This is a genomic window from Acidobacteriota bacterium, assembly GCA_016196065.1.
In the GTDB taxonomy this organism is placed as follows: Bacteria; Acidobacteriota; Terriglobia; order Terriglobales; family Acidobacteriaceae; genus Acidiflorens.
Map to the genome: position 1 here is coordinate 415,478 of JACPYL010000012.1, position 23,184 is coordinate 438,661.

Here is a 23,184-nt window from a genome sequence, read left to right on the forward strand (position 1 = left end):
TAAATCCCCTCTTGTCGCGATGGTTGCAGCGCCGGATGGGCGTTCGACGCCTGCTCCGGGCTTGCTCCAACCGCCGTCGATTACTTTCGCGGGAACTTTATGCCGAAATCGCAATTCCTGCCGGCTGGCACTCGTAAGATTGCTGTATGCAGAGGGAGCTTCTCTTCTGCTGCGAGGTCTAAGCAGTTATGCCCAAACTGCCGGCTCAGGTGTGGATGGGCATGATCCTGCTCGGCGTGAGTCTCACCACGTTTATCGGCGTTCGCCAGTGGATGAAGTCGCGGACACTTGTCCCACTGGATATGCCGGTCTCACTTGCTCGCGGTCACACCAAGACGGGTCCGTTTAAGATCAATCTCAATGATTACTACAGCGTAAATATCGACACTGATTGGGCACGGTTTGGTGATCCGAACTGTCCCGCGTATGACCGGGTGAAGGCGCAATGGATCCTCTACAAGGATGGCCGAGAATTCTCGCAGTGGCATGAGTCCACGCCCTACACTTCTCTCGACGGCTTCCGCGGCGAAGAAGGCACGTATGATCTCGATCTGGAAATCCTGTCGGACACCGCCTGCCTGAATCCTGGTAACCCGAGACTAGTCGTTCGTACTGACGCAGATGACTATGAAGACAGCACGCGATCGATCTTGTGGGCGTCAGTTCTCGGCGTGTCACTTGGAACGGCTCTATTGATCTTGGGTAGCATCGCCTTCTCAGGCGAGGTTCGTCCGGGAACCACGCGCATCTCGGACGCTGTTACCATCGGCCAGAATTTCCAATGGGCTCAAAAGCTCCCGTTGAAAAAGAGATTTTCGCTTGTGCCGGCATTTGCCTTGGTTGCGGTACCTGTTCTTTTCGTTCCGTGGCTAGCATTTCTCATCATCCAGCCCCTAACCCCAATCGGGCTGTTCGTCCAAGTTCTGAAACCTGGTCAATTGGCCCCAAAGAGTGACCCACTGAGTCAACCCGTGCTGGTTCAAGTTGTTGATGCCGGTCCTCGTGTGGAGCCCAATCTTCTGGTCAATTCGAATGCTGTGACCTGGGACCGATTGGAGAGCGTGTTGAAAAATGAACTCAAGGTCCGTTCAACGTGGGTTGTACAGGTGGAGTCCGACCCGAACGTCCCATGGGCGAGTGCAGTGAATGTGATGGACACCGCAAAAGGACTGCACGCAAAGGTCTTCCTGCTGACCTCGCCGCCTTCTCACAAGGCCGAACAAACGCAAAAATCTGCCATTCAATCCGGTAGTGCCCGTCCCCGGTAGTCCTCGCCTCAAAATGTCAGCACACCGAGGCTTCGAACGTAGATCGCCTGCCCCTGGTTTACAATGACCCGTCTGCGAGGTGATCTCCATGCGCAAACTCGTCTATTTCGCGCCCGCCATTCTCTTTGTGGCAGCTCTTTCCTTAGCTCAGGACCAGGACTTCAGCAAAGTCGAAATCAAAGTCACGAAAGTCGCCGGTACCGTGTACATGCTGCAAGGTGCGGGTGGCAACATCGGAGCCTCGGTCGGTGACGACGGGATCGTAATTGTCGACGACCAGTACGCACCACTCGCGGACAAGATCCAGGCGGCCCTAAAAGGCATCACCGACAAGCCGGTGCGTTTCGTCATCAACACGCATTATCACGAAGACCATACCGGTGGAAACGAAGCTTTCCAGAAGCAGGCGCCGATCATCGCTCATGACAACGTCCGCAAGAGGCTTGCAGAGGGCGGCACTGCGGGCACTGGCGGGTCCGTACATTTCGACCACAAGCCGGCCGCACCCGGCGTATTGCCGATCATTACGTTCGATCACGATGTCACCGTGCACTTGAATGGAGAAGACATCCGCGCTCTCCATTTTCCAGCCGGCCATACCGACGGTGATTCGGTCATTTATTTTCCGAAGTCGAATGTCGTGCACATGGGCGACGACTTCGTCACCTACGGATTCCCGTTCATTGATGTGGATAGCGGCGGCAGCATTGATGGGATGATCGATGGCGTCGAGAAGGCCGTAGCACAACTTCCCGCTGACGTGAAAGTCATTCCCGGGCATGGTCCGGTTTCGAATTTGGACGACGTCCGCACTTACGTGAAGATGCTGAAAGACACGCGCGCTGTGGTGCAGGCCGCGCTCAAGAAGAAAATGACGCTCGCGCAGATGAAAGAAAAGAAGTTGCTCGACCCGTGGAAGAAGTACTCCGGCGAGTTCATTTCGGAAGACGCGTTTCTGGAGACGTTGTACAACTCGTTAACCGGGCAGAAAAACGGCAAGTTCATCAAGCATAATTAGCTTCGGTGCAAGCCTCGGGCCGGGTCGCGGACTCGGCCCGAAGCGAAGCTCCCTCGAACTGATCGCCCTGACTACTCGTCGCCAATTTCTCGGGTCCCTGGCCGCAGCCGCAGTCGCGCCGCTCTTGCCTCGCGGCGCCGAACGATCCGCGCCCGCCATTTCTTTCCCCAAGAACTTCTATTGGGGCACCGCCACCGCCGCGTATCAGATCGAAGGCGCATGGAACGAAGATGGCAAAGGCGAATCGATCTGGGATCGCTTTAGCCACACTCCCGGCAAAGTCAAAGATGGCACGACTGGCGATGTTGCCTGCGACCACTACCATCGCTATCGCGACGACATCGCGCTGATGCGTGCCCTTCATCTCAACAGCTATCGGTTCTCGATCGCATGGACGCGCATTCAGCCGGATGGTTCGGGCCAGCCGAATCCAAAGGGGATGGATTTCTACAGCCGCCTCGTCGATGCTCTGCTGGAAGCGCGTATTCGCCCGCTGGTTACGCTCTATCACTGGGATCTGCCGCAAAAGCTCGAGGATATGGGTGGCTGGACGAATCGTGATCTCGCCAGCCGTTTTGCGGATTACGCGGCGCTTGTGGCGCGTGCTCTCGGTGACCGCGTCGAGACCTGGAACCTGCTCAACGAGCCGGCTGCGTTTACCAGCCAGGGATATCTTGATGGCACGCACGCGCCGGGGCGCGCCAGCATTATTGATTTCCTGCGCGCCACCCACATTGCAAATCTGGCGCTGGGCATGGGTTTTCGAGCGGTGAAGGCGGTGCGCCCGCAAGCGCGGGTGGGAACCGCTGCCAGCATGTCGCCCTGCGAACCCGCTACCGATTCCGAAGACGATCGCATCGCTGCCGAACGTGCCCACTCGATCACTAACATCTGGTTTCTTGAGCCTGCACTACGCGGCCGATATCCGGATGCGTTTACGTTTAATCCCGCCGTTCTGATGAAGATCCAGCAAGACGACATGAATCTGATCCGCGCTCCCTTGGACTTCATCGGAATCAATCTTTACTACCGTACCGTCGTTTCCGCGACGCCGCTGGGCGAGCGCCTTTCCGATCGCCGGTATCTCCTCTTTCCGGCGCGCATGAGTGGCGGCCAAAAGGGCGCAAGAACCGACATGGATTGGGAGGTATGGCCGCGCTCGCTCTATGACATGGTCATGCGAATTACGCGCGACTATAACCACCCTGCAATCGAAATCACCGAGAGCGGATGCGCCTACAACGACGCGCCCGACTCCAGCGGGGCGGTAAACGATACTCGCCGGATTGCTTACCACCAGCAATACCTTGCTGAACTGGCACGCGCCATTCACGACGGCGCCAAAGTCGGCGGCTATCACGCCTGGAGTTTGCTCGATAATTTTGAATGGGCTGAAGGGCTGCGCCAACGCTTCGGATTGGTCTACGTGGACTACAAGACGCAGAAGCGAACGGTGAAGAAATCAGGTGAGTGGTATGCGAAGGTCGCGGCGCAAAATGGATGGTAAAGGCGCGGCGAGCTTCGAGCTTCGAGCAAACCCTAGATTCTGGCTCGAAGCCCGGAGCTCGTAGCTCAAAGTTTCACTTCCGCAATCTGCCCTCCGACCTCTGCCTTGGCTCATCTCCTGCTAGCATAGTGAAATCAAATTTCCGGAGTCACCGAATGAAAACTCTCCTGCTCGCTTTGGTCCTGTCGCTCTCGTTGACCGCCCTCGCTGCCGAAAGCAAATCCGTTTCCTACAAATCCGGAGATGAAACCGTAACCGGCACTCTGTACGCTCCGGCGGGGAAAGGTCCGTTTCCGGCGCTCATCGTGATCCACGAATGGTGGGGACTGAACGGTTGGGTCAAAGAGCAAGCCTCGAAATTTGCCGATGAAGGATACGTTGCTCTGGCCGTGGACCTTTATCGCGGCAAAGTTGCCGATACCCAGGAACTGGCGCATGAATTGATGCGTGGCGTTCCGGAAGACCGCGCCAAACGCGACTTGGGCGCCGCTTTCGACTATCTCGCCGCGCAACCGAATGTGAAGAAAGACCGCATTGGATCGGTGGGATGGTGCATGGGTGGCGGTTACTCGCTCGACGTGGCGTTGTTGGAGCCAACCCTCGCCGCGGCTGTAATTAATTATGGACATCTCGCTACGGAGCCAGCCGGCTTGAAGAAAATCAATGCCCCGATCCTGGGAAGTTTTGGCGGGCAGGATCGTGGCATCACTCCCGAGGACGTTAAGAAATTTCAGCAGGCTCTCACCGAACTCGGAAAGAAGAACGACATCAAGATTTATCCCGACGCCGGCCACGCCTTCGAAAATCCCAACAACAAGCAGGGATACCGTGCCGACGACGCTGCCGATGCGTGGAAACGCACAACTGATTTTCTGGCGAAGACACTGAAGAAGTAGCTGTAATTGAGTTTGTTCAGGACATGCAACATTTGATCGTGCGGAATTTCCACTTGCCAGACGCTACGCCTATGTTTACTATTCAGCAATCTTTGGCGGGACCCAATCGGTCGCGCTTTCTATGAATATCGGCGAAACCATCCGCAATTACCGGCTTCAGAAGGGTATGTCGCAGGGCGACATCGAAAAGCGCACTGGTCTTTTGCGCTGCTATTTGTCGCGTGTGGAAAATGGCCACACCATTCCTTCGCTCGACACACTGGCCAAAATTGCAGGCGCCATGGACCTCGCCCTCTCGCAATTTTTTGCCGAGGGGAGCAATTCCAACGGACACAAGGGGCTGCCTCAGCTCTCCGACGACGAAGTCCGCTTTCTCAGCCAGATCCGCCGCTACTCCGTCAGCCTGAATGACAGTGACCGCAAGTTAGTTCTGGCGATGGTCAAGAAAATGGCCGCCAGCACCGCGAAATAGCGATCGGCGTTCAGCCCTCAGCCCTCAATCAAACCAGCCCGCGTTCTTGCGTTTCTCGAACAGCTTGTGGTCCAGCCAGTTGCCGATAACTGAAACAGATAGCTGATCGCTGATCGCTGACGGCTCACAGTACTTTCGTACCTATTACCCTACTGTCCCGCCGGAACCTCGCCGCCGCACTGGTTCCGGGCTAGTCTGTGAACGGGACTCTTTCGTGACTATTGACGAGGAACTGAATCTCCTCGACCATCAGCTGCGCCGGCTGAAGATCGAGTACGAGATGTTTTTCAACAACCCGTCCAAGCGCCCTCCCGCCGACATTGAGTGGAAGGTGCTCTCACTGATCCGCAAATTCAGCGATGGCGGACGCATGAGCTTTTCCCAGCGCTATCGCTACAACGAAATGGCGCAGCGCTATGCCATCCACAGCGATCTCTGGCGCAAGAAGATGCGCATTCGCGAGGAAGGCTACCGCCGTCCGCAGGATGCGATTCTTTCCGTACAGGGCGTACGCCCCACCGAGCTGCACGAGTCGAAACACCCCACGCCTTACGGGATTGGCCATCACGACTCGGACTCGACCGAAGACAAGCCCTTTACCGTGCAATGTTCTGACGCCCAGGCCGAACGCGAAAAGGTGGAATCACTCTACAAAGCCCTGAGCTCAGCCAAGCAGAAGTCGGGAGAAAAAGTTTCCGGCAGCCTCGATTCCTTCGCCGCCTTCGTCAAGAAGAAGACCGCCGAAATCCGCAAAGAACACAAGTGCGAGACGGTCGTCTACTCCGTTGAGATGCAGGATGGCCAAGTGAAACTCAAGGCGAAAGCGAAAACGTAAAAGCAGTTCCCGGTTCTCAGTTCTCAGTAACAGCCCAAGCCTAAACCCCGGTCTTTCGTTTCGCCTCGCCTGTCGCACGCCTCGTCCGTTCTGAGACTGAGAACCGGGAACTGAGAGCCGCCTTCCACAAACTGCTAGAATTTCCCTTCATCCCCGAGGCCCTATATGTCTAAAGTTCAACGCGCCATTCTCAGCGTCACCGATAAATCCGGACTTGTCGATTTCGCCCGCAAACTCGCCGGCATGGGCGTGGAGCTTGTTTCCACCGGCGGCACCGCCAAGCTTTTACGCGACTCCGGGATTGCCGTGAAAGATATTTCCGAACTTACGGGTTTCCCCGAAATGCTGGATGGCCGCGTGAAGACTCTGCATCCCAAGGTGCATGGCGGAATTCTCCACCGCCGCCAGGATTCTGCTCATCGCTCCGCAGTCGCCGAGCACGGAATTCCTGCCATCGATATGGTGGTCGTCAATCTATACGCTTTCGAAAAAACTGCGGCCAAGCCCGGTGTACATTTCGAAGAATTGATTGAGAATATCGACATCGGCGGACCTTCGATGATCCGTTCTGCCGCCAAGAATTTTCAGGACGTTGCTGTCGTCACCTCCCCTTCCGACTACAACGCGATTGCCGACGAAATGGCTCGCTCTGCGGGCGCTCTGTCATCCGAGACAAAATGGCGGCTTGCGCAAAAGGCGTTTGCCACGACGGCTGCCTACGATTCCGCGATTGCGTCGACTCTGGAACGAGTTGGCGTCAACGGTCACTTTGAGTTGAATGCCGCTGCCGGTTTTCCGCAAACGCTGCGACTCTCGTTTAAGAAAACCATCGATCTCCGTTATGGCGAGAATCCTCACCAGAAGGCCGCGATGTACTCGGACGGCTCCAGCGTAGGCGTAGCCAACGCGCGCCAGCTGCAAGGCAAGGAGCTTTCCTACAACAATATCGTCGACCTGCAGGCTGCCTGGGATTTGGCCCAGGATTTCGACGAAACCGTCTGCGCGATTATTAAGCACACCAATCCATGTGGCACCGCAACCGGGAAGATACTGGCCGAGGCCTATCTGCGCGCCCTGGAATGCGATCCCGTATCCGCCTTCGGGGGCGTAATCGGCGTCAATCGTCCGATCGACGCTGCGGCCGCCGCGGAAATGTCCAAGCTATTTCTGGAAGTGATCGCCGCCCCGTCGTTCGACAAAGCCGCACAGGAAATCTTTGCGTCCAAGAAGAACCTGCGCCTGGTCGAAGTCTCGGCGAGCCAACAACGCTGGGTCCTGAAAAACATTTCTGGAGGCATGCTGGTGCAGGACGCCGATCTCCACCGCCTCACCGATTCTGAAATGAAAGTTGTCACGCAGCGTCCGCCCTCGCCGGAAGAAAAACGTGCGCTCTTGTTCGCCTGGAAGGTCTGCAAGCACGTGAAGTCAAACGCCATCCTCTACGCCCGTGACGGTCAAACTGTCGGTGTCGGTGCCGGCCAAATGAGCCGCGTCGACGCCTGCAAGGTCGGCGCCATGAAAGCGCAGTTGCCACTCAAAGGAACGGTTGCCGCGTCCGACGCATTTTTTCCATTCCCCGATGGAGTGGAGGAAATCGCCAAAGCCGGCGCTACGGCGATCATTCAGCCCGGAGGCTCCGTACGCGATCAGGAAGTCATCGAAGCCGCCGACCGCTTGGGCGTTGCGATGATCTTCACGGGTGTGCGGCACTTCCGGCACTAGTTTGGCTGCACGTCCCGGCGTGCGGTTACGATAAAATGCGGATCGTCGTGAACGTGGCGGTCATTTTTCGTGGATTCCGGGTAAGCGCGCTCGCCGTGGTCCTTGGTGCCGCAAATTGTGTCCTGTCGCAGCCCCCACCGGCGTACGTTCCCGTCGACGCTTGGTTGCAGGGGTCAGCACGGCAGGACTTTCCCTGGCAGGTGCACGTCGAAACAGGTTTGTTGACCTTCCAACAGCGGCATCTAGCTCAGATTCGCACCACTTTTCCGATCAGCAGGTTGTTACGCGCGGGAGTCTCGCTCCCGGACCTGCACATCATTACCAAGTTCGGCACAGAAGATGGTCGCTGGTTCCCCGGACAGTGCTACTCCCGCTTCGTGCCTCCGCCGGGCCTATCGCCGCGAGACCGGGTTGCGTCTTACGCCAGTGTTTACCTCCGCCCAGGTCGATACAAAGTCGGTGTGATGGCGTATGACAGCCTGCACCGTCGGGGCAATCTCTGGAAGGGTGAACTAGTGATAACCCGCGAGAAAGATGATCCTCTCCCGGACTTGGACGCGGACCTGCCGCAAATCGACTATCCCGCTTCCATTCAACCTCCCTCCGGCGGAGATGCGAACCTGACCACGCTCGCCCATCCCGGCGGATTTGGCGAAGGGAAACTTCGCCTACCAGTAGGCAACCGTCGCCCGATCCAGGTGGACGTCGTTGTCAACCTGTCTCCAAGCGCGCTTACGCCTGAGCGCATGTACTACCATCGCAACGCAATCTTCCTTCTCCAGGTCAGCAACGTTCTTTCGCAGCTCGATTTCAAATCGGGATGCGTTCGGTTCAGCGCGATCGACATCCTCCGGCAGAAGACATTCGCTGTGGGCGAGGTTGGTCCCAGCGTTGACTGGGACAACGTAATCACTACTTTGCAGGCCACTGAGCCGAACAAGATCGACGCTCATGCCCTGGCGAGTCAGAAGGTTGCTCCATCCCTTTTCTCCAAGTTTCTGCAGGAAGTGATTGCCAAGCCCAGCTCTTGTGGAGAGGACGGCCAGGAATCAAAACACGTTCTGATTGTTGTGAGTGATGCCTTTCTGTTTCCCCAGCAAACCCAAATGGCTGCCATCGATGCCCATAGTTTGCCGGATGTCCGCTGCTACTACCTGGAAATGGAGCCGGTGGTCGGAGTTCGTTTCGATGAGATTGCGAGGGTGCTGAAACCGCTTCATCCGGAGCGTTTTCCCCTGGTTCATCCCGCACAATTCCGCAGGGCGCTATCCCAGATCGTTTCAGAGATGGAAAAAAACGAGTTTTACGGCGGTCCAGCACCTTCAGACCGGTGATGCACCATGCCTTACGTCCCTGTACTTCTGTCTCTTAGGCGACGCCGGACTTTCTCCCGTCCGTTAATTTGAGGCGGTACAATGTTCAGATTAGGATCAGGGCGCTCGTTTCGGCATCTAACTGGTACAAGGCTGCACTTTTAGGATTCCTGATGAAAAAACTGCTTTGGCTTTGCACTCTGGTCGCCTTTGGCGGCCCAATCGTTCTGGCGCAGGACAAACCGGCGAAGGCCGCGGAACCTGCTCCTACCCCCGCCACGCGCAAGGCGCCGGATCGTGCCGCCGCCTACTATCACTTCGCCCTCGCTCACATGTACGAGGAGCAAGTCGCGTCCTATGGCCGGAGCGAACTGGCCAATAAGGCGATCGAAGAATACCGACTCGCCATCGACGCCGATCCCACGTCGGAATACCTAACTTCCGGACTTGCGGAGCTTTACGCCCGCACTGGCCGGATTCGCGATGCGGTCGTCGAAGCACAAGACATTCTCAAGCGTGATCCGAACAACCTCGAAGCCCGCCGTCTGCTGGGTCGTATCTACCTGCGTTCGCTGGGCGATATGCAGTCCGGCAACGGATCGCAGAGCGTTCTAAAGTTGGCGATCGAACAATACGAGCAAATCATCAAGCTGCAGCCCGACAGCATGGACGATCACCTGCTTCTCGGCCGCCTGTACCGTTTGAACAACGATCTGCAGAAGGCGGAAGGCGAGTTCAAGACTGCGATCCGGCTGCAGCCCGGGTCTGAAGAAGCAGTCACGACGCTGGCCTACCTCTACAACGAACTGGGAGACACGACGCGCGCCACGCAAGTGCTTGCGGCCGTTCCCGATGCCGCAAAGTCCGCGAAGCTCTACTCCGCGCTCGGCTTTACCTACGAACAGCAGAAGCAATATAAGAATGCGATTGACGCCTACAAGCACGCCATCGAACTCGACCGCGACAATCTCGATGCCATTCGCGGCCTTGCTCAGAACCTGCTCAACGACGGACAGACCGACGCTGCTCTGGAACAATACAAAGTAATTGCCGACGCGAATCCCGAAGATGCGCAGACTTATGTCCGCATTGCCGAGATCTATCGCAAGCAGGGCAAATACGACACCGCGCTTGAGAATTTGAAGAAGGCCGAAACGATGGTGCAGGACTCCATCGAAGTTCCCTACAACATTTCCGCCATCTACCAGGCGCAGGGACGCTTCGACGAAGCCGCGCAGGTCATGAAAGACCTGCTCAAGAAATCCGAGAAGGCCGATCCGAGCACCTACACGCAGGCTGAGAAGGGAAACCGCACCGTTTTCCTGGAACGGCTAGGGACCGTCTACCGCGATCAGGGCAACAATCAGGCAGCGATCGATGTCTTTAAGCAGATGATCGCGCTCGGCGGCGAAGACAACGCGGAACGCGGCTACCAGCAGATCATCGACACCTGGCGCGAAGCGAAAGAATGGCAGAAAGCCACGGACGCCGCTAAGGAAGCCTCACAGAAATTGCCCAACAGCCGCGACATGAAGATGGTATTGGCGGCCCAGGAGGCAGATATGGGGAATCCGGATCCGGCGCTCAAGAGTGTGCAGTCGCTGCTCAAAGGTTCGGCCGACGATCGCATCGTCTACATCACGCTGGCGCAGATGAATACGCGCCTCAAGCGTTATCCCGAAGCGGAGCAGGCGCTCGACAAAGCCGAACAACTGGCTACCAAGCAGGACGACAAGGAATACGTCTGGTTTCTGCGCGGCTCAACCTACGAACGCCAGAAACGGTATGCCGAAGCCGAAGTGCAGTTCAAGAAAGTGATTGCCAGCGATCCGCAGCACGCCATGGCCTTGAACTATCTCGGATACATGCTCGCCGATCAGAACATGAAGCTCGACGAAGCGTTCAGCTACATCAAGCGCGCCCTGGACATCGATCCTACGAACGGCGCGTATCTCGATTCGATTGGATGGGCGTATTTCCGTCTAGGAAAATTTGAGATGGCTGAAGAAAGCCTGGTCAAAGCCGCACAGAAAATCAACACGGATCCAACTGTCCACGACCACCTCGGCGATCTTTACCAGAAAACTGGCCGCTTGAAACAAGCTGCCCAGAACTGGGAACGGGCGCTGGTCGAATGGAATCGCACCATCGCCGCTGAAGTCGATCAGACTGACATCGCGCGTGTTCAGAAGAAACTTGATTCCGCCAAGGTCAAACTAGCGAGGGAAGAAAAGCAGTAAAGTCGGTCCGCAATCGGGGGCTCAGTTTCTGAATCGGAGGCTGAGCCTCAAATCTTCTGCAGTCTCTGCACGTCATGCACGCCGGGGATCTGGCGTACTCCGTTAATAATCGTTTGCAGGTGCTTGAGGTCGGCAATTTCCAGGACCACGTCGATACTCGCCTGCCCGTTGCTGGTGCGGGCTTCAATATTGCGGATATTCGTATTCTGGTCGCTGATCACGGACGTGATCTGTTTCAACATGCCGAACCGGTCGTCGCAGAACAGAGTCAGTTTGACCGGATAAGAGATCGGCTGGCCTTCCTTGTCGCTGCTGGCCCACTGCACATCGATCTTCCGGTCCGGCTCGTACATCAAGTTGGTCACGTTCGGGCAGTTGCTGGAGTGGACCGCGACGCCCTTGCCGCGCGTTACGTAGCCGACAATGGCCTCCCCGCGAATCGGATTGCAGCACTTGGCGCGATAGACCAACAGGTCGCCATATCCCTTCACGATGATGGCGTTGTTGTCTCCGCCAAACACGCGGCGGACAACGCTCGTGAACCCGCTTGCCGACGGTTCTTCGCCCTCGGGAGCGAGGTGAGCGGCTTCGGGGGCGAGCTTCGCCAGCACTTGCCGTGCGGAATACTTGCCATACCCGATGGCCGCCAGCAGATCGTCGGCGCGCCCTAGTCCATACTCGCCCGCTGCTCGCAGTAAGTCTGCGTCCTTGAGCTGCTTCAGCGACATGCGATATTTGCGCGCTTCTTTTTCGATCAGCTTCTTGCCGATTTCAATCGCGCGCTCCTGCTGGTGCAGGTTCAGCCAGTGCTTGATCTTGTTGCGCGAGCGCGATGACTTGACGATGGCCAGCCAGTCCCGGCTCGGCTTGTGCCCGGGCTGCGTGAGGATCTCGACGATATCGCCGGAGCGCAACTTGTGACGCAGCGGAACCATCCGTCCGTTGACCTTCGCGCCCGTGCAACTGTGACCGACTTCGGTGTGAATCGTGTACGCAAAGTCGATCGGGGTTGATTCCCGTGGCAACACGATCACTTTGCCCTTGGGCGTAAAGGTGTAAACCTCTTCCGGATACAGATCGATCTTTAGGGTCGACAGAAACTCGTTGGGATCAGAAACGTCGCGCTGCCACTCCACCACCTGGCGCAACCACGCGAGGCGTTGCTCGTCCTGCGCGGACACGGGACCGTCCTTGTATTTCCAGTGAGCGGCGATGCCTTCTTCGCACATCTTGTGCATCTCTTCTGTGCGAATCTGGATCTCAAACGTGTCGCCGGTTTCGGTAATCACTGATGTATGCAGCGACTGATAGAGATTCGGTCGCGGCATGGCAATGAAATCTTTAATACGTCCGGGTACCGGCCGCCAAAGGTTATGAATGATGCCGAGAACAGCGTAGCAATCCTGCACCGAATTCGTGATCACGCGCATGGCAAACAGGTCATAAACCTGGTCGACGCTGATGCGCTGGCGCAACAGTTTCTTGTGGATACTGAACAGGCGCTTGACGCGGCTTTCGACGCGGGCGGTGATGCCGGCCTCTTTCAGTCCGTCGCGCAACACGCCTTCCACGCGCGCCATGAAGGCTTCACCCTTCTTGCGGCGCGATTCCACGGCGGCCTGCACCTGTTCGTATCCAATCGGATCGACATATCGGAAGCCGAGGTCTTCGAGTTCGCCGCGAATCTTGCCCATGCCGAGCCGATGCGCGATCGGGGCATAGATGTCGAGTGTCTCGCGCGCGATTTTCTGCTGTCGTTCGGGCGCAAGATGCTCGAGTGTGCGCATGTTGTGCAGACGGTCGGCGAGCTTGATGAGGATGACGCGAATGTCATCCACCATCGCCAGCATCATTTTGCGCAGGTTCTCGGCTTGCGCTTCCACGCTGGAGGAAAAATCAATCTTGCTGATTTTGGTGACGCCCTCGACGATGTGCGCGACCTGCTCACCGAATTCTTGTTGGATTTCGGCCGTCGTCACGGAAGTGTCTTCCACGGAATCATGGAGTAGCCCGGCCGCAATGGCGACCGGGTCCATCTTCATGTCCGCGAGGACGTTCGCTACTTCCAGTGGGTGGACAAGATAGGGCTCCCCGGAAGCGCGGGTCTGCCCTGCGTGGTGCTTTTGGGAGAAGTCGTAGGCTTTTTTGACGAGTTCGAGATCGTCGTTGGGACGGTTCTCGCGGAGCTTTTTCATGAGCTCGCGGAACCGGGTTACCGTGAGCACGTTGGTCGCGATTTGCTGACGCAACGTCGCCATGAAGGATTCTACCTTAGCCGGGCCGAGGCTTGCCGCTCAGGTCGCGAGATCCAGAGTTTCCCCAACATACGGTTGCGTTCCCAGCCTGCTAGAGTACGAATGGGAGACATCGATTTGGACCGCGTTCTGGTGAGTGGAGTTTCGGGGCCGATCGGGGCAGCGCTGTTAACGTACCTGAACTCCCAGGGTGCACGCATCGTTCGCCTGGTGCGCGGGCCTGCGCGTGGACCCGATCAGATTTCCTGGGATCCACTTCAGCCACTCGATCCAGCAGTCGTGTCCGGCTTTGAGGCGGTCATTAACCTTTCCGGCGAAAGTGTTATGGGACGGTGGACGGAACCGAAAAAGAAAGCGATCCGCGAGAGTCGAGTACAAGGAACTACGCACCTTGCGACTGCCCTCGCACACACTCCATCGCGGCCCAGAGTATTCCTCTGCGCGTCGGCCATCGGTTTTTTTGGAAATCGCGGCGACGAAGTGTTGACCGAGGCGAGTGCTTCAGGCCAGGGGTTCCTGCCCGAAGTGTGTCGGGAGTGGGAAGCGGCGAGCCGGATCGCCGCAGATGCCGGAATTCGCACGGTGAATATCCGGTTCGGACTGGTGTTGAGTCCGAAAGGCGGCGCGCTCGGCAAAATGGTGATGCCCTTCAAGCTTGGGGTGGGCGGAAGAATCGGTTCCGGGCAACAGTGGTGGAGTTGGGTGCACATCGATGACATCGTGGGAGCTGTGCACCACGCGCTCCAGTCCCAGTCGCTCTCCGGCCCGTTTAACATGGTGGCGCCGAACCCGGCGCGCAACGTGGAGTTCACCGAAGTGCTCGCTTCGATCCTTCATCGTCCCGCATTCTTTCCTGTGCCGCCCCTGGCCCTTAGCCTGGCTTTCGGAAAAATGGCTGCGACAGAATTATTTCTCAGCAGCGCGCGCGCGATGCCCGCAAGGCTTCAAGAGAGCGGGTACGCATTCCGCTTCCCCGACCTGCGAACGGCGCTCGAAGAACTTCTAGGCTAGCCGCGTCTCTACAGCCGGGTTTCCTGGTTCCGATATTGCCCGCGAAAATACAGGAGCGGCTCTCCCTCGCGAACCACAACCTGCTCAACTTCAGCGATAAAAATCGTATGGTCGCCTGCCGGACGCGCGGAATGAAGCCGGCATTCCAGATATGCCAACGCACCAGAAAGGATGGGTGTGCCGTGGCTTGTCTTTTCAAAGACTGCCCCGACCTTCTCCGCGTGCTGATGGTCTTCTTCGGAGCGCGCGTAGTATTCCGAAACCGCCTGTTGATCGCTGCGCAAGATATTGATCCCGAAACGCTTCCGGGCCTCGAGGCGAGTGTGCGTGCGAGCCCGCTGATCGACGCACACCAGCACCAGCACCGGGTCCAGCGACACGGAGCAGAACGCGTTCGCCGTCATCCCGTGAATTTCACCGTCTTCATCGACCGTGATGACAGTAACGCCAGTGGCGAAACATCCCATGGCCTTGCGAAAATCGATAGGGTTTAGCGTCATGAAGCAGAGCCTGCCACGTTGCGTAAGTCTAACGCAAACTCCGACCGGCGAAGGAGGCGCGGCGCTGTCTGGATTTCAATAGTTGCCTCGTCTCGGCTATGATCGTTCCGAAATGCCAGCCTTGCGATGGATGCCAGGCTCCGAGACCATGGCCACGCAAATCCACGAGCGCTCCGCGGTGATGGATGGATTGCAACAGGATGGGATCGCGATCCCGCGTGCAACCGCGTGCCAGCTTCTCCGCGCCGGCGAGGATGAGCTTCCTGCCCTGCTGCAAGCTGCGCAACGCGCACGCCACCGCTTCAAGCCCGGCATCGTAACCTATTCGCGCAAAGTCTTTATTCCGCTCACGAATCTCTGCCGCGACTACTGCGGTTACTGCACGTTCCGGCGCGATCCCGGCCAGCCCGGCGCGCATACCATGACACCCGACGAAGTCATGGAGGTTGTTCGCGCCGGCGAACGCCTCGGTTGCACGGAAGCTCTCTTTAGCCTGGGCGACAAGCCCGAGTTGCTCTTTCCGGAGATGCGCGAGACTCTCCACCATCTTGGCTACAAATCGACTCTGCAATATCTGGAAGCCATGTGCGACCTCGTATTGCGGGAATCGAGTTTGCTTCCGCATCCCAACCCCGGACTGATGAGCGCGGAGTGGCTGCAACGCCTCGCGCGAGTTTCCCCAAGCATGGGACTGATGCTGGAAACGACCAGCACGCGCCTGCTGTCGCCGGGCGCAGCCCACGACAACGCTCCGGACAAAGATCCGGCAAAGCGCTTGCGTGTGATGGAGGATGCGGGGCGGCAGAAAATTCCATTCACGACCGGCATCCTCATTGGAATCGGCGAAATGATGGAAGAACGCTTGGATACTTTGCTTGCCATCCGCGAGCTGCATGAAAAATACGGACACATACAGGAAGTGATCATCCAGAATTTCCGGGCGAAGCCGGCAACGCTCATGGCTAACTGGCGGGAACCAGATCATGCTGATATGTTGCGAACGCTCGCGGTAGCGCGCCTGCTGATGCCAGAGATGAATCTCCAGGCACCGCCCAATCTATCCGATCCGCACTACGCCGATCTGCTCGATGCCGGCATCAACGACTGGGGCGGAGTTTCCCCTCTGACGCCGGATTTCATTAACCCCGAAAAGCCGTGGCCGCATCTGGAAGACTTGCGCAAGCAGACCGAGGCGAAGGGATTTGCGCTAAAGCAGCGCCTGCCGGTTTATCCTGAATTCATGGTGCAGTCGGCAGCCCACAGCCAACAACTCGCGCAGCGTCTCGACCTCGCTCGCGATCACGAAGGCTATGCACGGAGGGCGGCGTGATCACCGTACTCACCGGCGGCACTGGCGGCGCGAAGTTTGTCGATGGATTGCGCCAGATCGTTGCGCCCGAAGAATTGACGATCATCGTTAACACTGGCGATGACCTGCTCTGGTGGGGACTCTACATTTCGCCGGACGTTGACTCGATCATGTACATGCTCGCCGGCAGACTCAGCCAGGAGCGCGGTTGGGGAGTTAAGGGCGACACCTTCTATTGCCTTCAGGCGATGGGTCAGATGGGCCAGCCGACCTGGTTTCATGCCGGCGATCGTGACATCGCAACGCACATCCTGCGTTCCAAACTACTCTCCGACGGCAAGACGCTGAGCGAGGTCACTGCCGAAATTGCCGGACGGCTCGGGATCAAGACTGCCATCCTGCCGATGACGAATTCACGAGTTGAAACACGGGTCGGCACTCCCATCGGCGAGATAAGCTTCGAAGAATATTTTGTCCAACGCTGGTATCAGGATCCAGTGGAATCGGTGCGCTACGCGGGCGCGTCCGATGCCGAGCCTGCTCCCGGAGTGATCGATGCCATCCGTTCCTCGGAAACCGTGATCCTCGCTCCGAGCAATCCGGTGTCGAGCATTGCGCCGATTCTCGCGGTGCCTGGAATACGCGAAGCGCTTCGCGAAAGTCGTGCTCGCATTGTTGCCGTGAGCCCGATTGTTGGCGGCGCCGCCGTTTCCGGACCGGCGGGAATTCTCATGCAATCGCAAGGACTCCCCGTTTCCATCGCGGGCATTGCCGAGTACTACCATGATTTTCTCGACGTGCTGGTCGCGGACGTACTGGACCAGCCGCTCGCGGACGAACTCGAAAAGTCTGGCACGCGCGTCCACTGCACGCGGACCATCATGCGTACCGCAGAGAACCGGCTTGCGCTTGCGCAAGATGTTTTGAGATTGGCCTTGCAGCCCTCCACCACGCAGGCGGCGACGGAGGGCGCATGATTCTCGTCCCGGTGAAGAATCTCTCGCAGGCCAAACAGCGGCTGTCATCCGTGCTCGCACCCGACGCACGGCAGGAATTGGCGCAGGCCATGTGTGCCGATGTTCTGGAGACGTTAGCGCGCTGGCAGCAACGTCCAGGCGTCACAGTCGTGACCAGCGATCCATTTGCGGCGGATTTGGCGACGCACTTAGGATTCGAGATCGCTGCCGATCCCGTCAATCCCGGGGAGACTGGCGCAATCGAAATGGCGACGGCACTCTGCCGCGAACGAGGCGTGAACCACACCCTGGTCATCCCTGCGGACATTCCCTTGATTGAGACTCATGAACTGAATCGCATCGTAGGGGCTGCTCCTCCGACCGGAGTCGTGCTGGTCCCTGATGCAGCGGGACGCGGCACGAATGCCGCGCTGCGCTCCCCGGCTGACCTCTTTCCGCTACGCTTCGGCAACGACAGTTTTCTCCCACACCTTGCGGCTGCCCGGGCAACCGGCTTGCCGTGTGTCGTACTCGAATTGCCGGGCATTGCGCTTGATGTAGATCGTCCGGAAGATTTGGAGGCGCTGGCCGCAGCCCCGGGAGATCGCCGCTCGCAGCGCCTGGTGCGAAGTTGGAATCCAAGCTGGAATCTGGATGCGCAGGTTTGCCGTGGCTAGCCGTAACGCAGGCGAAATCCGCATTCTTGCGCTACCGTTTGCCGGAGAGATCTGTCCCGGAGATTCTCTGAGCGACAAACTTCTGGCGGCGGCGAAGAAAGTCCGAATCCAATTTCAGGACCGCGACATTCTGGTGGTGAAGCACAAGATTGTTTCGAAGGCGGAAGGCGCACTGGTAGCGCTGGAGCAAATTCGTCCTTCAATTGCCTCGCGGGCGTGGGCGCGCCGTTACGGGCTCGACGCGCGAGTCACGGAATTGGCGCTGCGTGAAAGCCGGCGTGTGGTGCGGCGCAAACGCGGCGTGTTGATCACGGAAACTCGCCACGGCTTTGTGTGCGCGAACAGCGGGGTCGATGTTTCGAACGTGGATGGCGGCGGCAAGGCGGCATTGCTTCCCAAGGACCCTGACCGCTCCGCGGCACGGTTACGCAAAGAAGTAAAACGCCTTGCGGGAGTCGAGATCGCAGTCATCGTCAGCGATAGTTTCGGGCGTCCCTGGCGCGAGGGCCTGACGGAAGTTGCGATCGGAATCGCCGGAATGCGTCCACTGGTGGACTATCGCGGACGTCGCGATTCGCACGGTTACAAACTGCACGCCAGCATCGACGCGGTTGCCGATGAACTGGCATGTGCTGCCGGACTGGTCTGCGGCAAACTCGAGAGCACGCCGGCATGTATTATTCGTGGATTCCCGTATCGCCCGGGCGAAGGGAAAGCCCGACAGCTGGTTCGTCCCGCAGCATACGATTTGTTTCGCTAGGAGACCATGGTGACTGGGCATTCGATGGAGATGCAGCTTGAACAATTCCCGTCACTCACATGGGAAGAAATCGCTCCGCGTGCGTCGGCCGAAATTCGCCAACCACTCCAGCGCGTGCTCGAACAGCAGGACGGAGCATGCCTAAGCGATGACGAACGCTATCGCCTGGCACGCGCCGATGGCAACGACCTGCTGGCACTGCTGGTTGCGGCGAATGATCTGCGCCGCGAACTGGTGGGCAACATCGTCAGCTATGTCGTGAATCGCAATATTAATTTTACGAATATCTGTTTTGTCGGGTGCAAGTTTTGCGCGTTCAGCCGCGGTCCTCGCGAAGCTGATTCGTATTTCCATTCCCTCGAAGACATGGCGCGCAAAGCAAAAGAAGCGTGGGATCTTGGCGCCACCGAAGTATGCATCCAGGGCGGATTACCGCATGGGCTTCCGCCCTTTTACTATCGCGACATTTTGCGCGCCATCAAGACCGCCACGCCGGGCATGCATATTCACGCTTTTTCTCCGATGGAGATGGTCTACGGCGTGGAACTCACCGGCATGCCGCTGCGCGAGTATCTGACTATGCTGCGTGACAATGGCCTCGACACATTGCCGGGCACCGCAGCCGAGATTCTCGACGATCAGATCCGCCATGTGTTGTCCCGCAACAAACTCTCCACTGCGCAATGGCAGGAAGTGATCCGCACGGCGCACCAATGCGGCATTCCGAGCACTTCAACACTGATGTACGGACACATGGAAACGCCCGATCACTGGGTGCGGCAACTCATGCTGCTCCGGGAAATGCAAAGCGAAACCGGCGGCTTCACGGAATTTGTTCCGCTCGGATTCGTGCACCAGAACACGCTCCTGTTTCAGCAAGGCCTGGCACGGTCAGGCCCGACGCTGGCGGAACATCTCAAGATTCACGCGCTGGCTCGTATCCTGCTCGCGGGTTCGATTCACAACATCCAGGTTTCCTGGGTGAAACTGAATCGCAACCTGTCCCAGCTCTGCCTGCATGCCGGAGCGAATGATTACGGCGGCACGCTGATGGAAGAGAACATCTCCCGCGAAGCAGGCGCGACTGCGGGACAGTACACCAGCCCCGAAGATTTTCAGTCGATGATTCTGGAGATGGGGCGAATCCCGGCTGAGCGCAACACCACCTACTCGAAGATGAAAATCAAATTACCGATCGAGAGCGTAAGCGCAGAGTGGCCGCTGGTTCCGGAGTTCGCGTGAGTCGCACCATTGCCATTATCGGAGGCACCGGTCCCGCAGGCATGGGCCTTGGCCTGCGTTGGGTTCGCGCCGGAGAGAAAGTAATCCTCGGCTCGCGCGATGCGGCGCGCGCGCAGCAGGCTGCCGAAAAGATTGCACAACGAGTTGGTCCGCAGGCCCAGGTTTCAGGATTAGAGAATTCCGCAGCGTGCGCGGCCAGCAACCTGCTTGTGCTCACCGTCCCCTTCGAAGGTCAGGCGGAATTGTTGAAGCAACTGAAGTCGTCGATTCGTGCCGGCAGTATCCTGATCGACGCGACCGTCCCCCTCGCCGCAAGTATTGGTGGGCGCGCCACTCGAATGCTCGGCGTATGGCAGGGTTCCGCCGCACAGCAGACGGCTGAACTCGTGCCCAAGGGCGTCTCGGTAGTGGCGGCGTTTCATAATGTATCCGCCGACGTATTGAACGGCGACGAGGATGTCGATTGCGACGTGATTGTGTGCAGCGACGATCCCGCCGCCACGCAAGTTGCGATGGATCTGGCCGTGAAGATTCCGCGGATCCGTGCTATCGATGGCGGCAAACTCGAGAACGCTCGCATTGTCGAACAGATCACAGCGCTGCTCATCGGCCTCAATATCCGACATAAGGGACATGGCGGCCTGCGCATCACGGGCTTGCCGGATGCGGCATACAAAACCGAATAGTCTCCGTCCCACAATTACCAATGACCGTTCCCGCCAGCGACGGACCTGCTATCGAATTCGATCACGTTACTTTCCGGATCAACGAGCGCGCTCTCGTCGACGACGTATCGCTCGCGGTCCATCCCGGCGAGACGCTGGTCCTGCTTGGCCGCAGCGGATCGGGTAAAACCACTTCTCTCAAACTCGTCAATCGCCTGCTCGATCCGAGTGCAGGCGAAGTCCGCGTCAGCGGACAGCCCACTACCGCATGGGATCCCATTCGCCTGCGTCGAGGCATCGGCTACGTGATCCAGGATGGCGGACTCTTTCCGCACTTCACGGTCGCCAAAAATATTGCTCTGGTGCCCCGCATTGAAAACTGGTCGGAGGAACGCACGCGGGCCCGCGTGCAGGAATTGCTCGCGCTCGTAGGGTTGACTCCCGACCTGCTCGACCGTTATCCACACCAGCTTTCTGGAGGGCAGCGTCAAAGGGTAGGCGTAGCACGGGCTTTGGCGGCCGACCCTCCGATTCTGCTGCTCGACGAACCGTTTGGTGCGCTCGATCCAATCACGCGGTCCGAGATCCAAAAAGAGTTTCGCGCCTTGCAGCAGCGCATGAGGAAAGCCGTCATCTTCGTCACGCATGACCTGCGCGAGGCTGTTCTGCTCGGCGATCACATTGCGCTGATGGAAAACGCTCGCTTGATGGTGAATCTTCCGGTTGCTGAGTTTAGTCACTCCAGCGAACCGCTGGTCCGAGCCTACATGGAAGCTTTTTCGGGAACCGAATCGAGGTGACAGCATGAACTTCTGGCATTTCTTGATTACCAATCGTCAGCAGATGATCGATCTGACGCTCGAGCACATCACGCTGGTCGCATTCTCGATGCTGTTTGCCGTGCTGATCGGGATTCCACTCGGCATTCTGATCACCCGCGTGCCGCAACTCAGCAAAGCTGTTCTGGGCGGGGCTAATATTATTCAGACCATCCCTAGCCTGGCGCTTTTCGGATTCCTGCTGCCCGTTCCCTGGATCGGAGAACGTGGTGGCCGCCTCGCGATTCTGGCCCTCACTCTGTACGCGTTGCTACCGTTGATTCGAAATACTTATGTCGGAATTCGCGGTGTTGATCCCGCCGTTGTCGAAGCGGGACGGGCCATGGGCCTGACCGACCGGCAACTATTGCTGCAAGTTGAATTGCCCTTGGCATCGAGTGTGATCGTTGCGGGTATCCGAATCGCGACGGTGTTACTAGTCGGACTCGCCACCATTGCCGCAGCCATCGGCGGAGGTGGGCTTGGGCAATTTATATTTCGCGGACTATCGATGGTGAACAATCAGGTAATCCTCGCAGGAGCCATTCCCGCGGCGTTGCTGGCGCTGTCGGCGGATGTTGGCCTGGGCGCGCTCGAGCGCCGCCTCGGCACCGTGCAACAGAAGTCGTTAACGTAGCGCGCCTCACTGAAGACGGAGACACCATTGTTGGACCAACTTGGCGAATCCCGGATCATAAGAAGGGCAGTTGCCAGCCTCACGGTCGCGCTTGTGCTGCTCGTCTTCCCAAGCTGCGCCCGCCGGGCCGATCGCGTCGTTGTCGGCAGCAAGAATTTCACCGAGCAACTTGTCCTCGGCGAAATGTTTGCGCAGATGATCGAGGCGCATACATCTCTTAGCGTCGAACGCAGTTTTTATCTCGCGGGTACTTTCATTTGCCAGCAGGCGATTCTGGCGGGACGCATTGATCTCTACCCCGAATACACCGGGACCGCCTTGACGACGGTTCTGAAAGAACCGCCTGGCAGCGACAAGAAAGAAGTTTATCGCCGCGTGCAGCAGGGCTATGAAAGCAAATTTGGCCTCACGCTCAGCCCATCGCTGGGTTTTGACGACACTTTTGCCATGATGATTCGCGGGGAAGACGCACGCCGGTTGAACCTGCGCACGCTGTCCCAGGCCGCCGCATTTACGCCGAAATGGCGCGCAGGATTTGGCTACGAATTCATGGAGCGGCCAGACGGGTATAAAGGCCTGGTCGCGACCTACGGACTGACATTTGCCGAAGCGCCGCGCATCATGGATCTCGGCCTGATCACTCGCGCGCTCAAGGATCATCAAGTCGACCTGATCGCCGGCAACAACACCGATGGACTGATTCCCACACTCGACCTGTTTGTGCTCGAAGACGACCGCCACTATTTCCCGCCCTACGAAGGGGTCGCCATCATCCGCCAGGAAACGCTTAAGGCTCATCCGGAGGTCGGAGTTGCCCTGAACGCGCTGGCAGGCGCGATCTCCGATGACGATCTGCGGCACCTGAATTACGCGGTGGATGGTGAGCACAAGGATGCGGCTAGCGTGGTTCGGGATTTTCTTCGGGAACGTAAACTCATCAATTAGCGGCAGTTAGCGTTTGCCCTTGATAATCCTTGTGCCTCACCTCACGACGCTCCGTGACCCGCGTCACACCGCGACGAGACACCCAGACCTCACAATGACTCTTGCAGCTTAAGGAGCGCCCAACGCTCCTGTCCGTGG

Annotated in this window: 21 protein-coding genes; 19 read left to right on the top strand and 2 right to left on the bottom strand. The window is 58.0% G+C overall.

Features of this window, described 5'->3' with window-relative positions:
* The first annotated feature begins 188 nt into the window (after window positions 1–188).
* The 9 genes from HY010_14000 (at window position 189) to HY010_14040 (ending at window position 11,271) form a co-directional block, all read left to right on the top strand.
* Window positions 189–1,268, top strand: coding sequence for a hypothetical protein (locus HY010_14000; GenBank protein MBI3476841.1), 1,080 nt, complete (start codon window positions 189–191; stop codon window positions 1,266–1,268).
* Between the two features lie 88 nt (window positions 1,269–1,356).
* Window positions 1,357–2,286, top strand: coding sequence for an MBL fold metallo-hydrolase (locus HY010_14005; protein MBI3476842.1), 930 nt, complete (start codon window positions 1,357–1,359; stop codon window positions 2,284–2,286).
* A gap of 157 nt (window positions 2,287–2,443) precedes the next feature.
* A complete protein-coding gene (locus HY010_14010; protein ID MBI3476843.1) occupies window positions 2,444–3,793 on the top strand; it encodes a beta-glucosidase in 1,350 nt (449 codons plus the stop codon).
* Between the two features lie 155 nt (window positions 3,794–3,948).
* Complete coding sequence (locus HY010_14015; protein ID MBI3476844.1) at window positions 3,949–4,689, top strand: dienelactone hydrolase family protein; 741 nt, start codon at window positions 3,949–3,951, stop codon at window positions 4,687–4,689.
* A 121-nt stretch (window positions 4,690–4,810) separates the two neighbouring features.
* Window positions 4,811–5,161 carry a helix-turn-helix transcriptional regulator gene (locus HY010_14020; GenBank protein MBI3476845.1) on the top strand — a complete coding sequence of 117 codons (351 nt, stop codon included), beginning with the start codon at window positions 4,811–4,813 and terminating at the stop codon, window positions 5,159–5,161.
* 214 nt (window positions 5,162–5,375) lie between these two features.
* On the top strand, window positions 5,376–5,996 hold the full coding sequence (locus HY010_14025; GenBank protein MBI3476846.1) for a hypothetical protein: 621 nt from the start codon (window positions 5,376–5,378) through the stop codon (window positions 5,994–5,996).
* 165 nt (window positions 5,997–6,161) lie between these two features.
* The gene (gene purH, locus HY010_14030) at window positions 6,162–7,718 is read left to right on the top strand and encodes a bifunctional phosphoribosylaminoimidazolecarboxamide formyltransferase/IMP cyclohydrolase (GenBank protein ID MBI3476847.1); all 1,557 of its coding nucleotides are present in this window, start codon (window positions 6,162–6,164) and stop codon (window positions 7,716–7,718) included.
* Window positions 7,719–7,753: 35 nt separating this feature from the next.
* A complete protein-coding gene (locus tag HY010_14035) occupies window positions 7,754–9,052 on the top strand; it encodes a hypothetical protein (protein ID MBI3476848.1) in 1,299 nt (432 codons plus the stop codon).
* Window positions 9,053–9,204: 152 nt separating this feature from the next.
* Window positions 9,205–11,271, top strand: a complete 2,067-nt coding sequence (locus HY010_14040) for a tetratricopeptide repeat protein (GenBank protein MBI3476849.1) — start codon at window positions 9,205–9,207, stop codon at window positions 11,269–11,271.
* A gap of 47 nt (window positions 11,272–11,318) precedes the next feature.
* Here the strand turns inward: HY010_14040 and HY010_14045 are convergent, their stop codons facing one another.
* The gene (locus HY010_14045; GenBank protein MBI3476850.1) at window positions 11,319–13,529 is read right to left on the bottom strand and encodes a bifunctional (p)ppGpp synthetase/guanosine-3',5'-bis(diphosphate) 3'-pyrophosphohydrolase; all 2,211 of its coding nucleotides are present in this window, start codon (window positions 13,527–13,529) and stop codon (window positions 11,319–11,321) included.
* Window positions 13,530–13,628: 99 nt separating this feature from the next.
* Between HY010_14045 and HY010_14050 the strand changes: the two genes are divergently transcribed.
* Window positions 13,629–14,537: a TIGR01777 family protein gene (locus HY010_14050; GenBank protein MBI3476851.1), complete on the top strand. Its 909-nt coding sequence runs from the start codon at window positions 13,629–13,631 to the stop codon at window positions 14,535–14,537.
* Window positions 14,538–14,545: 8 nt separating this feature from the next.
* On the opposite strand, the gene HY010_14055 is transcribed toward HY010_14050, so the two are convergent.
* Window positions 14,546–15,037 (bottom strand): flavin reductase family protein, encoded by a 492-nt coding sequence (locus HY010_14055; protein MBI3476852.1) that lies wholly within the window; start codon window positions 15,035–15,037, stop codon window positions 14,546–14,548.
* A gap of 112 nt (window positions 15,038–15,149) precedes the next feature.
* Between HY010_14055 and cofG the strand changes: the two genes are divergently transcribed.
* The 9 genes from cofG to HY010_14100 are packed head-to-tail and all read left to right on the top strand — an operon-like array spanning window position 15,150 to window position 23,046.
* Window positions 15,150–16,367 carry a 7,8-didemethyl-8-hydroxy-5-deazariboflavin synthase CofG gene (gene cofG, locus HY010_14060; GenBank protein MBI3476853.1) on the top strand — a complete coding sequence of 406 codons (1,218 nt, stop codon included), beginning with the start codon at window positions 15,150–15,152 and terminating at the stop codon, window positions 16,365–16,367.
* Window positions 16,364–17,323, top strand: a complete 960-nt coding sequence (locus HY010_14065) for a 2-phospho-L-lactate transferase (protein ID MBI3476854.1) — start codon at window positions 16,364–16,366, stop codon at window positions 17,321–17,323. The genes cofG and HY010_14065 overlap by 4 nt, the downstream gene beginning before the upstream one ends.
* Window positions 17,320–17,979 (top strand): 2-phospho-L-lactate guanylyltransferase, encoded by a 660-nt coding sequence (gene cofC / locus HY010_14070; GenBank protein ID MBI3476855.1) that lies wholly within the window; start codon window positions 17,320–17,322, stop codon window positions 17,977–17,979. The genes HY010_14065 and cofC overlap by 4 nt, the downstream gene beginning before the upstream one ends.
* Entirely contained in the window at window positions 17,957–18,739 is a 783-nt protein-coding gene (gene cofE, locus HY010_14075; GenBank protein MBI3476856.1) for a coenzyme F420-0:L-glutamate ligase, read from the top strand. The genes cofC and cofE overlap by 23 nt, the downstream gene beginning before the upstream one ends.
* A gap of 9 nt (window positions 18,740–18,748) precedes the next feature.
* Window positions 18,749–19,981: a 5-amino-6-(D-ribitylamino)uracil--L-tyrosine 4-hydroxyphenyl transferase CofH gene (gene cofH, locus HY010_14080; GenBank protein ID MBI3476857.1), complete on the top strand. Its 1,233-nt coding sequence runs from the start codon at window positions 18,749–18,751 to the stop codon at window positions 19,979–19,981.
* A 41-nt stretch (window positions 19,982–20,022) separates the two neighbouring features.
* The gene (gene npdG, locus HY010_14085) at window positions 20,023–20,667 is read left to right on the top strand and encodes an NADPH-dependent F420 reductase (GenBank protein MBI3476858.1); all 645 of its coding nucleotides are present in this window, start codon (window positions 20,023–20,025) and stop codon (window positions 20,665–20,667) included.
* 20 nt (window positions 20,668–20,687) lie between these two features.
* Complete coding sequence (locus HY010_14090) at window positions 20,688–21,446, top strand: ATP-binding cassette domain-containing protein (protein MBI3476859.1); 759 nt, start codon at window positions 20,688–20,690, stop codon at window positions 21,444–21,446.
* Window positions 21,447–21,450: 4 nt separating this feature from the next.
* On the top strand, window positions 21,451–22,101 hold the full coding sequence (locus HY010_14095) for an ABC transporter permease (protein MBI3476860.1): 651 nt from the start codon (window positions 21,451–21,453) through the stop codon (window positions 22,099–22,101).
* Window positions 22,102–22,110: 9 nt separating this feature from the next.
* Entirely contained in the window at window positions 22,111–23,046 is a 936-nt protein-coding gene (locus tag HY010_14100; GenBank protein MBI3476861.1) for an ABC transporter substrate-binding protein, read from the top strand.
* Window positions 23,047–23,184: the final 138 nt, after the last annotated feature.